Origin of the sequence: Sphingobium ummariense RL-3, from assembly GCF_000447205.1 — a bacterium.
Classification (GTDB): domain Bacteria; phylum Pseudomonadota; class Alphaproteobacteria; order Sphingomonadales; family Sphingomonadaceae; genus Sphingobium; species Sphingobium ummariense.
In genome coordinates this window covers 49428-63028 of the sequence record NZ_AUWY01000111.1, presented here as the reverse complement: position 1 = coordinate 63028, position 13601 = coordinate 49428, and the positions used below count along the sequence as shown (strand labels likewise).

Here is a 13601-nt window from a genome sequence, read left to right as displayed (position 1 = left end):
GACGGCGATAGGCCTCCACCAGCGGCCCGGCGGCGGCCGGGTCGGCGCGCAGCAGTTCGAGTCCGACGCCCGCATCCCCCATCGGGCCGGTCACATAGAGGCGGTCACCGGCACGCGCCCCGGTGCGGCTGGGAACGCTGGACTGCGCCTCGCCGATAGCGGTCAGGCTGTAGCTGCGCGGCGCATCGGCGGGCATCCGCACCGTGTCGCCGCCCAGCAGCGGCATGGCGTGGCGTTCCAGCGCCTCGCCCAGCCCTTCGAGAAAGGCGGCATCCCAGGCGTCGTCGCCGGACAGAGCATAGTTGAGCAGACAACCGAGCGGCCGGGCGCCCTTGGCGGCAAGGTCGGAAAGGTTCACCGCCGCGAGCTTCCAGCCGACGGCAGCGGGGGGATCAGTGGGAAGGTGATGGATGCCCTCCACCATCGTATCGCTGGTGAGAACGAGGCGGGCATTGCCGACGGGGAGCAGCGCGACGTCGTCCTGCAAGCCCTGTGCGGCGGGATGGTACGCAAGCAGGCGCAGCAGGGTGAGGAAGCGGGATTCGGCGGACATCATATTCCTCCGTCATGCTGAACTCGTTTCAGCATCCATTTCGCCTTCGGCACCAACCGCGCGAGAGGGGAAATGGACCCTGAAACAAGTTCAGGTTGACGGGAAGGGGCTATTTCCGCACGTCCTTCGCCACGGCGTCGAGCAGGCCGTTGACGAATCCCGCCTCGCGCCGGTCGTAGAAGGCGTGCGCGACATCGAGATATTCGCTGATGACGGTGCCGGTGCCGACGTCCGGCCGAGCGAGCAGTTCATAAGTGCCGGCGCGCAGGATCTGGCGCATCGGCCGGTCGAGCCGGTCGAGCGCCCAGCCCTGCGACAGGCGCGCGGCGACCAGCGCGTCGATCTCCGCGCGGCGCTTGTCCACGCCCGACACGATGTCGTCGAAGAAGGGCACCTCCGCCTCGGCGTAGGTCACGTCCTCGATGGTGGCGCCGAGGCGATGCTGATGGAATTCGTGCAGCAGGGCCGCGAGCGGCGTGCCCTCCATTTCGAGCTGGTAGAGCGCCTGCACCGCGGCGAGGCGCGCGGCAGAGCGGGATTTGGAGCGGTCGTTCATACCCTGCCCCCTACTCCGGTGTCAGGAGAGGCGCAACGCCACCGACGCGGCATGGGCGGGCAGGCCCTCCGCCTCGGCCAGCGCCACGGCGGCGGGACCGATCGCCTCGATCGCGCCCTTGTCGAGCCCGAGGAAGCTGGTGCGCTTCATGAAGTCGAGCACGGAGAGGCCCGAAGAGAAGCGGGCGCGGCGCCCGGTGGGGAGGACATGGTTGGGCCCGGCGACGTAATCGCCCACCGCCTCGGGCGTCATGCGGCCGAGGAAGACGGAACCGGCATGGCGCACCTGCGCGAACAAGGCGTCGGGATCATCGACTGCCAGCTCCAGATGCTCGGGCGCGAGCCGGTCGACCAGCGGCATGGCTTCCTCAAGGTCGCGGACGAGGATGATCGCGCCGTTGGCAGTCCAGCTTGCCGCCGCCACTTCGCGGGTCGCGAGCTGGGCGAGGCGCCCCTCGACCGACTTTTCCACCGCGTCGGCGAAGGCCGCGTCATCGGTGAAAAGGATCGACTGGCTGGTCGGATCATGCTCGGACTGGCTCAGCAGATCGGCCGCGATCCAGTCCGGATCGTTCTTCGCGTCGGCGACGACGACAATCTCCGATGGGCCGGCGACCATGTCGATACCGACGACGCCGTAAAGCTGGCGCTTGGCCTCCGCGACCCAGGCATTGCCCGGGCCGGTGACGACGTCCACGGGACGGATGCGCCCCGTGCCATAGGCAAGCGCCGCGATCGCCTGCGCGCCGCCGACCCGCCAGATTTCCTCGATCCCGGCGATGCGGGCGGCGGCGAGGACCATCGGGTTGATCGTCCCGCCGGGCGTCGGCGTCACCATCGCGATCCGGCCGACTCCAGCGACCCTGGCGGGGATGACGTTCATCAGCAGCGAGCTGGGATAGGCGGCGCGACCACCGGGGACATAGAGCCCGGCGGCATCCACCGGACGCCAGCGCGCGCCCAGCCGCACGCCCGCGGCGTCGATCCCGTCGCTGTCCTGCGGCTTCTGCTTCTCATGGTAGGCGGCGATGCGGGCGGCGGCGAGCTCCAGCGCGTCGCGCAGCTTCGTGGGAATGGTCTCCAGCGCGGCGCGGCATTCGGCCGGCTCGACCGCCCAGCCGCTCGCGTCCAGATCGTGCCGGTCGAAGCGGCGGGTAAAATCGGCGAGCGCGGTGTCGCCCTCGCTCCGGACGCGCTTCAGGATCGCGGCGACATCGCGCGAAACGTCCTCGTCCGCTTCGCGGCGCGCATCGACCAGCGCGGTGAAGGCGGACGCGAAATCGGGCGCTGCGGTGGTGAGGCGAAGGGGCATGGCTTGTCTTTCGTCATCCCAGCGAAAGCTGGGCTCTCTCTTTTCTTGAGGCGGGAGAGAGGAAACGAGATCCCAGCTTTCGCTGGGATGACGGAGGAAGGTCAAGCGGCATCCTTCACCCCCACGGCCTTGCGGAAGGCCTCGACCATCGGGGCGAGGTCGGCCGAGCGCATCTTGAAGGCGGCGCGGTTGACGATCAGGCGCGCGGAGACCTGCATGATGACATGCGTCTCGACCAGCCCGTTGGCCTTGAGCGTCGCGCCCGAGGAGACCAGGTCGACGATGCGGCGCGACAGGCCCAGCGACGGGGCCAGTTCCATCGCGCCGTTCAGCTTCACGCATTCCGCCTGGAGCCCCATCGCCTCATAATATCGGCGCGTCAGGTGCGGATATTTGGTGGCGACGCGGACATGGCTCATCGCCGCCTCGTCCTCGCCGGCAAGACCCGCCGGTTCGGCGACGGACAGGCGGCAATGGCCGATGTCGAGGTCGACCGGGGCATAGAGCTCCGAATAGTCGAACTCTTCGACCACGTCGGAGCCGACGATGCCGATCTGCGCCGCGCCATGGGCGACGAAGGTGGCGACGTCGAAGGCGCGCACGCGGATGATGGAGACGTCCGGGCGGTTGGTCGCGAAACGCAATGCGCGGCTGCGCTTGTCATGGAACTCTGCCTCCGGCTCGATCCCGGCGCGCGCGAGGAGCGGCAGCGCCTCGTCGAGAATGCGACCCTTGGGAATGGCGAAGGTGAGCGGGCGAGTCATGACGCGCGGGCCTTACCGGCGGGGGCGCGAAAGGGCAAGGTTGCGGGCCGAACCGGATGAGGAAGGACAGGCCTGCCGGCGCGCCCCTTCAGGGCCGCCCCTCCTCACCCGGCGTCGGCCGCGCGACATGCCGCCGGTGCTTTGCATCCCCGTCCCCCAAGAGAGAGGGTTTGAGAGAGAGGGATTCGCGCGGGGCAGCACCCCGTTCCTGTCATGGATCGTCGGCCCGATCCGTGATCGGCGTCACGCCACCTGCGCGAGCGCGGCCTGCGTTTCAGCGATCCAGCCGCCGCCCAGCACGCGGTCGCCGGCGTAGAGAACCGCCGCCTGGCCGGGCGCGACGCCATATTCGGGCGCGTCGAAGACCAGCCGGTCGCCGTCCAGCCGGGCGGGGACGGGCTTCGCCATCGAGCGCACCTTGGCGGTCAGGACTCCGGTGAAATCGCCGCCCAGCCAGTTGATGTCGGACAGGCGCGCACCCGATACGGCGAGCGCGGCCTTAGGGCCGACGATGACCCGGCGCTCCGCGGCATCGAGGCGGACGACGTAGAGCGGCTCGGCCTGGCCGCCGATCTCCAGCCCCCGGCGCTGGCCGACCGTATAGTGGATCAGCCCCCTGTGCGCGCCGAGCAGGCGGCCATCGACATGGACGATGTCGCCGCCCTCGTCCGCGTCGGGGCGCAGCTTGCGCACGATCTTCGCATAGTCGCCGTCGGGCACGAAGCAGATGTCCTGGCTGTCGGGCTTGAGCGCCACCGACAGGCCGAGGTCCGCCGCGATCTCCCGCACCTGTGGCTTGGGCAGGCCCCCCAGGGGGAAGCGCAGATAGTCGAGCTGCGCCTGGGTGGTTGCGAACAGGAAATAGCTCTGGTCGCGCGCGGGATCGGCGGCACGGTGCAGTTCCGCGCCCTGCGAGCCTTCGACTCGGCGGACATAATGGCCCGTGGCGAGGCAGTCGGCGCCCAGATCGCGTGCGATCTGGAAGAGATCGGTGAACTTCACCCCCATGTTGCACTTCACGCAGGGAATGGGGGTGCGGCCGGCCATATATTCGTCGGCGAAATCCGCGATCACCGAGTCGCGGAAGCGGCTTTCATAGTCGAAGACATAGTGCGCGATGCCGATCCGGTCGGCTACGGCGCGGGCGTCGCGGATGTCCTGACCGGCGCAGCAGCTGCCCGTGCGGCCGACGGCGGCGCCATGGTCGTAGAGCTGAAGCGTGACCCCGATCACCTCCGCCCCGGTCCGTGCGGCGAGCGCCGCCACCACGCTCGAATCGACGCCGCCGGACATGGCAACGACGATTCGCCGCTGCGCGAGCGGCCCGGCAAGCTGGAATTCTGGCTGCATGGGCGCGCATATAGGCGTGGAACGCGCGGGGTTCCAGCGCGATCGCGGCGCTGCCGCTGGGCGGTGCAACGAAATGCGAGCGGGTTTACCTCGCTTTATCCATTTGCGCTTACCAACGGGAACATGGACCTGAGCTTCCACCGTTCCCGCGGGCTGCGGCCTGCACATGCCCGGCCCGTCGATCGTTGGCGGATTCCGGCCTGGCCCTTCCTGCGCGCCGTTTCGGCGGCGACGCAGGCGGGCAGTCCGACGGCACGGGCGGTGGCGGGCGTCCTGCGGGGGCAGGACGGACCAGAAGACTGGGTCGAGGAGCTGGCGGGGGTTTTCTCGCCGGGTTCCAGTGGCGTGATCGACGCCGCGCGCCTTGCAGGCAGCTTCAACCCGCTGATCGCAGGGCATTCAAGGTGGGGCAAGGATGATGAAAACGGCGTTTACCGTGGCGCTTTAGCCGATGTTCAGGGCTGAGGCGGATAAGGGTTTTCGCTGCTGAGCTTTCAGCAACCAGTGCCGCATTTGAGGGTGAGAATGATAGAAAATCAGAAAATCCGGCCAGCTCAGGTCGTCGGTCCCTTGGGTGAGCCGCTGACGCTGGAGAGCCTGCCCCCGGCTGACACCACCCGTTGGGTCGTGCGCCGCAAGGCCGAGGTCGTCGCCGCCGTCAATGGCGGGCTGCTGACCGTGGACGAGGCGTGCGAACGGTACAACCTGACGCTGGAGGAATTCGCCGGCTGGCAGCGTGCCGTCGACCGGTCCGGCATGCACGGCCTGCGCGTCACGCGCATCCAATATTACAAGTCGCTCTACGAACGGCAGCAGAAGTTCTGACGAAATAAGGCCGAAGGAGCCGGGTCGCCATGAAGGCCGCGGGGCAACCCGCGGCCTTTTGCTATTGGAACTCACATGATCATCGTGCCGGAAGCCAGCCCGAAGCCAACAATCATTTCGTTGGGGAACGCAATTCATCCTCCGCCGTTACATGCTTCAGCCAACCGCCGGGGGGCGCTGGTGCAAGGAGAGACTCACATGGGCATCATTTTGTGGCTTATCGTCGGCGGCGTCATCGGCTGGCTTGCCAGCCTGATCATGCGCACGGACGCACAACAGGGTATATTGCTGAACATCGTCGTCGGCATCGTCGGCGCCTTCATCGGCGGTCTGATCTTCAGCGGCGGCTCGATCAACGAAAGCGGGCTCAACTTGACCAGCTTCCTCGTCTCGCTGGTGGGCGCGGTGATCCTGCTGGCGATCGTCAACCTGGTGCGCCGCGGGTCGGTGCGCTAACCCCGCCATCCTGCCGAACCAAAGGGCTGCGTCGATCGTCGGCGCGGCCCTTTTCGTATGAACGGCCGGCAAAGGCGACTCAGCCGCGCTGCGCGAACCAGCGGTAGATTGCCAGCACCGCCACTGCCCCCAGCACCGCGCCGATGAAACCGCCATGGTCGCCCGGCGCGGTCACGCCGAGCAGGCGGCCGACAAAGCCCGCGAACAGGGCGCCGGCGATGCCCAGCAATATCGTGACGACACAGCCGCCCGGGTCGCGGCCGGGCATGACCAGCCGCGCTATGGCGCCGGCGAACAGCCCCAGGATGATCCAGCCCAGCACTTCCATCGTCCGTCCCTCCGACCCCTGTCAGCCATAGCGACACAAGCGGGCAGCTTTGGCAAGCGGCCGCGACGCTCCCGGAATGACCGTTCCACTCCGGCACAGATTGGCTTTGCCGTCCCCCCGCCATCCATGATATTTGGGGCTTGAGGCTGGTGCTATATTCATATAACACAGTGGCGTTTAGGGGCAAAGCGCCGGAGAATGGAAATCGGCATGAATTACGAGACCCAGCTGATGGGCGACGTTGCGATCGTCGGCCTGGAAGATGACGAAGCGCGCAAGCGCAAGCGGCGGATACTGATCGTGGCCGGCGTCGCAGCAGTGGCGCTGGTCGCCGCGGCGGTTTGGCTGTCGCGCGGCGACAAGGCAGCGACGCCCGCCGATGCAGGGGCGCAGGCGCCGGTCGTGACGGTCATCAGTCCCGGCCAGACGAACGTCCAGCGCACGGTCAGCGCGACAGGATCGCTCGCCGCGCGGGTCGACATGCCGGTCGGCGTGGTCGGCGAGGGCGGCGCGGTGCTGCGCGTGCTGGTGCAGCCGGGCGACTGGGTGCGCGCGGGTCAGGTTCTGGCGGTGATCGAACGGTCGGTGCAGGCCGAGCAGGTCCGCTCGCTTGCCGCCCAGGTGGAGGTGGCGCGCGCCGACGCCAAGCTGGCGCAGGCGCAGCTCGACCGCGCCAAGGCGCTGGTGGGACGGGGTTTCATCAGCGCCGCCGACATCGACCAGCGCACCGCCACGCGCGACGCCGCGCAGGCGCGCGTCAACGTCGCCGCGGCGCAACTCGCCGAGCAGCAGGCGCGGACCGGGCGGCTGGACATCAAGGCCCCCGCCTCCGGTCTGGTGCTGACCCGCACGGTCGAGCCCGGCCAGATCGTCCAGGCGGGCAGCGGCGTGCTGTTCCGCATGGCCAAGGACGGCGAGATGGAGATGCTGGCGCAGCTGAGCGAGGGCGACCTCGCCAGCATCCGCACCGGCAACAGCGCGACCGTGACCCCGGTCGGGTCGAAGGATCAGTTCGCCGGGCGGGTGTGGCAGGTTTCGCCGGTCGTCGATCCGCAGACGCGGCTGGGTATCGCGCGCATCGCCATTCCGTACAATCCGGGCATCCGCCCTGGCGGCTTCGCCTCTGCGACGATCGTCAGCGGATCGGGATCCTCTCCCATGCTGCCTGAATCCGCGGTACAGAGCGACGCCAAGGGCAATTATGTCTATGTCGTCAACGGCGGCAACCAGGTCGAGCGCCGCGACGTGAAGGTCGGCCAGGTGTCTGATGCCGGTGTGTCGGTGCTGTCCGGCATCACGGGCCAGGAACGCATCGTGGCTTCGGCCGGCGCCTTCCTGACCCCTGGGCAGAAGGTCAAGCCGGAAGTGCAGAAGACGAAATAAGGGGACTGGCGGCGCCTGTCGCGTCGCCGTCCGTCCACAGGCCGGCGGGGAAGGCCGGCAGGGAAGGCCGCCATGAATTTTCGCAACATCTCCGCCTGGGCCATCCGTAACCCGATGTCGCCGATCGTGCTGTTCGCAGCCCTGCTGCTGGCAGGACTGGTCAGCTTCAGCCGGATGGACATCAACCAGAATCCGGACGTCAGCTTCCCGATGGTCAGCGTCACCGTGCTGCAACCGGGCGCCGCGCCCACCGAGCTGGAAACGCAGGTGACGCAGCGGGTCGAGGCGGCGGTGCGCGGCATCAGCGGCGTCGACGAGATCACGTCCTTCGCGTCGGAGGGGCAGTCGCTCACCAACGTCCAGTTCCAGATCGGCCTCCCCGTCGATCGCGCAGTGAACGACGTCAAGAATGCGGTCGACCAGATCCGCAGCGACCTGCCCGAAGGCATATTGGAACCGCAGGTGTCGCGCATCGACGTCGACGGCGGCCCCATCGCCTATTTCAGCGCCGAAGCGACGGACATGACGCTGGAGGAGCTGTCATGGTATGTCGACAACACGGTGGCCAAGCGGCTGCTGGGCGTTCCAGGCATGGCGGCGGTCAAGCGCGACGGCGGCGTCAGCCGAGAGATCCGCGTCATCTTGGACCCTGCCAAGCTGCAGTCCCACGGCATCACCGCGGCCCAGGTCAATGCGCAGCTGAACCAGGTGAACCTGAACGCCGCGGGCGGCCGCACCGAGATCGCCGGCGCCGAGCAGGCGATCCGGGTGCTGGGCAACGCCCGCGACGCCTATACGCTGGGGCAGACGCAGATCGCCATTTCCGGCGGCCGGACGGTCAAGCTGGCCGACATCGCCGACGTGCGCGACATGTATGCCGAGCAGCGCTCACTCGCCCTGATGAACGGGCGGCAGGTGACCAGCTTCAGCCTGGAGAAGGCCAAGGGATCGTCCGACGTCACCGTCTATGACGATGCGATGAAGGTGCTGGACAAGCTGAAGCAGGAGAACCCCAAGGTCCAGTTCAAGCAGCTCTACAGCAGCGTCGACTATACCCGCGACCAGTATCATTCGGCCATGCAGGCGATGATCGAGGGTGCAGTGCTGGCGGTCGTCATCGTCTTCCTGTTCCTGCGCGACTGGCGCGCGACGATGATCTCCGCCCTCGCCATTCCGCTGTCGGCGATCCCCGCCTTCTGGTTCATGGACATGATGGGCTTCACGCTCAACGGCATCTCGCTGCTGGCGCTGAGCCTGGTGGCGGGCGTGCTGGTCGACGACGCGATCGTGGAGATCGAGAACATCGTCCGCCACATGCGCATGGGCAAGACCGCCTATCAGGCGTCGATCGACGCGGCGGACGAGATTGGCCTCGCCGTGCTGGCGACCACCATGGCGATCGTCGCGGTGTTCCTGCCGGTCGCGCTGATGCCGGGCCTTGCCGGCCAGTTCTTCATCCAGTTCGGCATGACCGTGGTCGTGTCCGTGCTGATGAGCCTTGCCGTCGCGCGCCTGATCACGCCGATGGTCGCGGCCTATTTCCTCAAGGCCCATGGCGAGGAAAGCCATGGCGAAGGCTGGCTGATGGACGTCTATATGGCGGTGCTGCACTGGTCGCTCGACCAGCGGCGCGCGATCGCCCGCCGCGCGCGGGGCGGAGCCGCGCGCTTCACCGCATGGCTGTTCGACCATCGGGTCTGGACCCTGGGTTTCGGCTTCCTGGCCTTTGCTGCGACCATCCTGGCCTTCGCGACCCTGCCCATGACCTTCCAGCCGACCATCAACACCGACTTCAGCCAGGTGAAGATCGAGACGGTGCCGGGCAGCACGCTGGAGCAGACCACCGCCATCACCCGTCGCGTCGCCGACATGCTGACGGCCGACAAGGACGTGGTCGACGCCGCCTTTGCGGATATCGAGACGACCGGCGCGAACATCTTCCTGACGCTCAAGAAGGACCGCCCGATCTCTTCGGTCGACTGGGAGCGCAAGGTCGCGCCCGAGTTCCACGACATCGCGGACGCGCGCGTCAACTTCCAGTCGCAGTCGGGCGGCGGCTTCGGGCGTGACATCGTGCTGATGTTCGGCAGCGACGATCCCGCGCTGCTGGAGGAGACCGCGAACAAGATCGTGGCCGAGATGAGCGGCATCCAGCTGATCCGCGCCCCGCGCGTGCAGGGCGACATGCAGCGGCCGGAGATCATCGTGAAGCCGCGCCTTGACCTCGCCGCCAGCATGGGCGTCACCACCGCCGCGCTGAGCCAGGCGATCCGCATCGCGACGATCGGCGACATCGACCAGAACAGCGCCAAATTCTCGCTGTCCGACCGTCAGATCCCGATCCGGGTCGCGGTGCGGGAAGACAGCCGGCGTGACATCGGCCTGATCGAGAACATGCCGGTGCCGACCGTCAACGGCGGGTCGGTCCCGCTGAAGGTCGTCGCCGACATCGAATTCGGCGCCGGCCCGACCCAGATCCGCCGCTACAACCAGATTCGCCGCATCGTCGTGGGGGCGGACCTGGCGCCGGGCATCGTCACCAGCCAGGCGATGCAGGCGATCAATGCGCTGCCGACGATGAAGGCGGTGCTCGACGGCAAGGTCCAGGGCGTGCAGAAGCTGAATATCGGCGACAGCAAGTGGCAGGCGGAAATGCTGCAGAACTTCCTGATCGCCGTCATCTCCGGCATCATGCTGGTGCTGGCGGTGCTGATGCTGCTCTACAAGCGGGTGATGCCGCCCTTCGTCAACCTGGGGTCGCTGCTGCTGGCGCCGCTGGGCGGCGCTCTGGCGCTGCACATCGCGGGGCAGCCGCTGTCGATGCCGGTGTTCATCGGCCTGCTCATGCTGCTCGGCATCGTCGCCAAGAACTCGATCCTGGTCATTGACTTCGCGCTGGAGGAGATGGAGAAGGGCGTGCCGAAGTTCGAGGCGATCGTCGATGCCGGTCACAAGCGCGCCCAGCCGATCGTGATGACCACCGTCGCGATGGTGGCGGGCATGGTGCCCACCGCGCTTTCCCTGTCGGGCGACGGCGCGTGGCGCGCACCGATGGGCATCACCGTGATCGGCGGCCTGATCCTGTCGACCATCCTGACGCTGGTCATCGTGCCCGCAACCTTCAGCCTGGCGCTGGGCCTTGAGCAGGCAATCGGCCCGCGGATCGGCCGGCGCCTGCTGACCTACCGCAAGGGCGACGACGCCGCGCATGCGGGACAGGCGCAGCCGGCGGAGTGACGGTGCCAAAGCCCCTCCCCCTTGCGGGAGGGGTGGGCGCCGTGAAATCGCGCTTTGCCTGAACGAAACGGCCGCGTAACCGTTGGAGCGTCATGACGCTCGCGCCCCTGTCCCCGATCGCCGCCGAACGGCCCGCGCACCCGGCGCGGCGCATGCGGCTGGTGGCGACGGGAATGCTTGTCGCGATGGCCGCGCTGTTCCTCGGGGCGCGGGCGACGGCGCATCTTCATCCCGCCATCGGTTTCGTCCAGGCCTTTGCCGAGGCGGCGATGGTCGGCGGCCTGGCCGACTGGTTCGCGGTCACGGCGCTGTTCCGTCATCCGCTTGGCCTTCCCATCCCGCACACGGCGATCATTCCGCGCAACAAGGACCGGATCGGTGATACGCTCGCCCTGTTCCTGCGCGACAATTTCCTGATTCCGGCGGTCGTGGCGCGGCGGATGCGCGGCGTGGACATGGCGGCGGCGGCCGGGCGCTTCCTCGCCAGCCCGTCGGACGGCGACGGACGGTTGCGCGAGGGCGCGTCGCGCCTTGTCGCCGACCTGCTGGAGGCGCTGGACCAGGAACGGCTGGGTGGCATGGTCAAGGGTGCGATCGGCCAGCGGCTACGCGCCATCGCGGTCGGCCCGCTGATCGGCCAGGCCTTGGAGGCGGCGATGCGCGACGGGCGGCATGCGCCCGTGATGGACGGCATCATCCTGTGGGCGGACCGGACGCTGGAAGCGAACGATCACCTGATCCGCGACATGGTGCACCAGCGCGCGGGCAAAATCCTGCGCTGGACCGGGCTGGACGAGAATCTGGCCAATGCGATCATCGACGGACTGCGCCGGCTGCTGGCTGAAATGGCGGCCGATCCGGGCCACAGCCTGCGCCTGAAGGCCGAGGAGGGCATGGCGAAGCTGGCGAGCGACCTGCAGTTCGACCTGGAGATGCAGGCGAAGGCCGCGAAAGTGCGCGACGAAATCCTCGACAATCCGGCGATGCAGCGCTGGATCGACGGCCTGTGGGAGCAGGCGCGGGGCGGCCTGCTGCGCGCGGTGCGCGACCCCGGCAAGGCGATGGCGGGCCGGCTGGGTGAGGCGCTGCGCCAGCTGGGCGGCACGCTGCAGGAAGATGCGCGGCTGCGCGTGGTGATCAACCGCTTCGTGCGCCGCGCGGCGGTGGGCGCCACCGCCAGCTATGGCGATTCGATCGTCCGGCTGGTCAGCGACACGGTGCGGGGATGGGACGCGGGGACCGTCACCAGCCGCCTGGAACATGCCGTGGGCCGCGACCTGCAATATATCCGGATCAACGGGACGCTGGTCGGCGGACTCGTTGGCCTGGCGCTGCACGCGGTCGACACCCTGCTCTGATCCTGCCGAGAGGCGGCTTGCGACCCGCAACCCGTAGAGCGAGGCGGTCAATAGATTCGATGTCGCAGGACCGCAATGAATGTTGCAACATATCATAAATGTTGTACCATTACATTGCCGGGAAAGAACCCGGCGGGAAGAGGATGATCCAACAAGCTGGGAGTGAACCTATGCGACGGATGGAAATGCTGACGGCGGGCGGCGGGCAGGCTTCGGGCTATGGTGCACGCCGACGCTCGCCAGTCGGACTGGGCGGCGCGATCGCGGTGCATGCGGTGGTGGCCGGGGTATTCCTGCTCACGCCGCGGGAAATGATCACGCCCTATGTGCCGCAGATATTGATCGGGAGGCAAATACCCCTTGATCCTCCGCCGCCGCCGGAGCCCCAGAAGCAGGAGGCGGTGAAGGAGAAACTCCAGCAAAAGGCGGAAGAGCGTCCGACGGCGGCCGATCCGATCGTCCCGATCAAGCCGTTCAACCCGGACGATCTGATGGGATCCACCAAGCCCGGTTTTATCGACGGCGCCGGGGCCGGGACGATCGTCACGCCGCCCCCCGCCGACCCGCCGCGGGAGCCGGTACTGGTAGATGCCAGCATCGCGCCGGGAGCCGTGGCGGGATTCCAGCCGGATTATCCCGGCTCGATGATTCGGCAGGGTCTGGAAGGCAGCGTCACGGTGCGGGTCACCATCGGCACCGACGGACGGGTGACGGACATCGAGAAGGTTTCCGCCACCGACGAGGCCTTCTGGATCGCCACCCAGCGCCATGCGCTGCGCAAATGGCGGTTTCGTCCGGCGACGCGCGACGGGGTGCCGGTGAGCGCGACCAAGGTGCTGACGGTGCGGTTCACGCTGACGGACAAATGATGCGATGCCCGCCCTTCTCCTTTCCCGGAGAGGGGCGGGCATGACGGCGACCAGTCCTTCGCAGGAGGCAAGGCATGTCCGATTTTGCATCCCGGCGCGGCCTGCCCTATATCGGCGGCATGGCGATCTTTCCCCGTCCCGTTTCTCCCAAGAGCGCGCTTGGCGACTTCTGGAGCTATTTCCGGCAGCAGCGGCAGCATAAATGGCCGATTCTGGGCCTGTCCGTCGCGCTGACCTGGGTGATCATCTGGGCTTTCGTGATCGACGCGAACACGAACACCATGCCGACGCGCAACAAGATCATCTATGTCGAAAGCTGGGACGCGAACCGGTCCGACGCGGCGATCATCCTCCAGCAGAAGATCGACTTCGCCAAGCGCGAAGCGGCGCTGATCCAGCAGCAGAAGAAGATGCAGGGTTTCGCCGACGCCTTCGGCATCGAATGGCGCGAAGAGGAAAAGCGCAACACGGCGCAGCGCAAGGAAGCGGTGAAGGCGATCGACGCGATACTTGACCAGCGGCTGGCGAAGGCGGAAGCGGCGGAGAAGGCGTCGCCGCAGGCAAGCGCCGCCGCCACCGCCAAGGCCGGGACTGCGCAGCCCTGAGCCCGC

At 67.7% G+C, this 13601-nt stretch carries 14 protein-coding genes; 8 read left to right on the top strand and 6 right to left on the bottom strand.

The features are described from left to right. The 5 genes from M529_RS40650 to mnmA all read right to left on the bottom strand — a co-directional run. Positions 1 to 553: thiamine-phosphate kinase (locus tag M529_RS40650; RefSeq protein WP_031295173.1), on the bottom strand; the 553-nt coding region annotated here is incomplete at its 3' end. A gap of 109 nt (positions 554 to 662) precedes the next feature. After that, entirely contained in the window at positions 663 to 1109 is a 447-nt protein-coding gene (gene nusB, locus M529_RS40645; protein ID WP_021318961.1) for a transcription antitermination factor NusB, read from the bottom strand. 21 nt (positions 1110 to 1130) lie between these two features. After that, positions 1131 to 2420 carry a histidinol dehydrogenase gene (gene hisD / locus M529_RS40640; RefSeq protein ID WP_021318960.1) on the bottom strand — a complete coding sequence of 430 codons (1290 nt, stop codon included), beginning with the start codon at positions 2418 to 2420 and terminating at the stop codon, positions 1131 to 1133. A gap of 101 nt (positions 2421 to 2521) precedes the next feature. Further along, entirely contained in the window at positions 2522 to 3184 is a 663-nt protein-coding gene (hisG, locus tag M529_RS40635; protein WP_021318959.1) for an ATP phosphoribosyltransferase, read from the bottom strand. A gap of 243 nt (positions 3185 to 3427) precedes the next feature. Further along, on the bottom strand, positions 3428 to 4534 hold the full coding sequence (gene mnmA, locus M529_RS40630; protein WP_021318958.1) for a tRNA 2-thiouridine(34) synthase MnmA: 1107 nt from the start codon (positions 4532 to 4534) through the stop codon (positions 3428 to 3430). A 123-nt stretch (positions 4535 to 4657) separates the two neighbouring features. On the opposite strand from mnmA, the gene M529_RS40625 reads away from it, so the two are divergent. The 3 genes from M529_RS40625 to M529_RS40615 all read left to right on the top strand — a co-directional run bounded on the left by M529_RS40625 (position 4658) and on the right by M529_RS40615 (position 5815). Then, positions 4658 to 4999, top strand: coding sequence for a hypothetical protein (locus M529_RS40625; protein ID WP_021318957.1), 342 nt, complete (start codon positions 4658 to 4660; stop codon positions 4997 to 4999). 60 nt (positions 5000 to 5059) lie between these two features. Then, complete coding sequence (gene sciP / locus M529_RS40620) at positions 5060 to 5359, top strand: CtrA inhibitor SciP (RefSeq protein WP_021318956.1); 300 nt, start codon at positions 5060 to 5062, stop codon at positions 5357 to 5359. A 198-nt stretch (positions 5360 to 5557) separates the two neighbouring features. Further along, positions 5558 to 5815, top strand: coding sequence for a GlsB/YeaQ/YmgE family stress response membrane protein (locus M529_RS40615; RefSeq protein WP_021318955.1), 258 nt, complete (start codon positions 5558 to 5560; stop codon positions 5813 to 5815). A 79-nt stretch (positions 5816 to 5894) separates the two neighbouring features. Here the strand turns inward: M529_RS40615 and M529_RS40610 are convergent, their stop codons facing one another. Beyond that, a complete protein-coding gene (locus tag M529_RS40610; RefSeq protein WP_021318954.1) occupies positions 5895 to 6143 on the bottom strand; it encodes a GlsB/YeaQ/YmgE family stress response membrane protein in 249 nt (82 codons plus the stop codon). A gap of 210 nt (positions 6144 to 6353) precedes the next feature. On the opposite strand from M529_RS40610, the gene M529_RS40605 reads away from it, so the two are divergent. From M529_RS40605 to M529_RS40585, 5 genes are all read left to right on the top strand, one after another. Beyond that, the gene (locus M529_RS40605; RefSeq protein WP_031295171.1) at positions 6354 to 7526 is read left to right on the top strand and encodes an efflux RND transporter periplasmic adaptor subunit; all 1173 of its coding nucleotides are present in this window, start codon (positions 6354 to 6356) and stop codon (positions 7524 to 7526) included. A gap of 72 nt (positions 7527 to 7598) precedes the next feature. Further along, entirely contained in the window at positions 7599 to 10763 is a 3165-nt protein-coding gene (locus tag M529_RS40600; protein ID WP_021318952.1) for an efflux RND transporter permease subunit, read from the top strand. Between the two features lie 92 nt (positions 10764 to 10855). Next, positions 10856 to 12121 (top strand): DUF445 domain-containing protein, encoded by a 1266-nt coding sequence (locus M529_RS40595; RefSeq protein WP_021318951.1) that lies wholly within the window; start codon positions 10856 to 10858, stop codon positions 12119 to 12121. Positions 12122 to 12300: 179 nt separating this feature from the next. Next, positions 12301 to 12990 carry an energy transducer TonB gene (locus M529_RS40590; RefSeq protein ID WP_040601046.1) on the top strand — a complete coding sequence of 230 codons (690 nt, stop codon included), beginning with the start codon at positions 12301 to 12303 and terminating at the stop codon, positions 12988 to 12990. Between the two features lie 74 nt (positions 12991 to 13064). Further along, on the top strand, positions 13065 to 13595 hold the full coding sequence (locus M529_RS40585) for a hypothetical protein (RefSeq protein WP_021318949.1): 531 nt from the start codon (positions 13065 to 13067) through the stop codon (positions 13593 to 13595). The last annotated feature ends 6 nt before the right edge of the window (positions 13596 to 13601 follow it).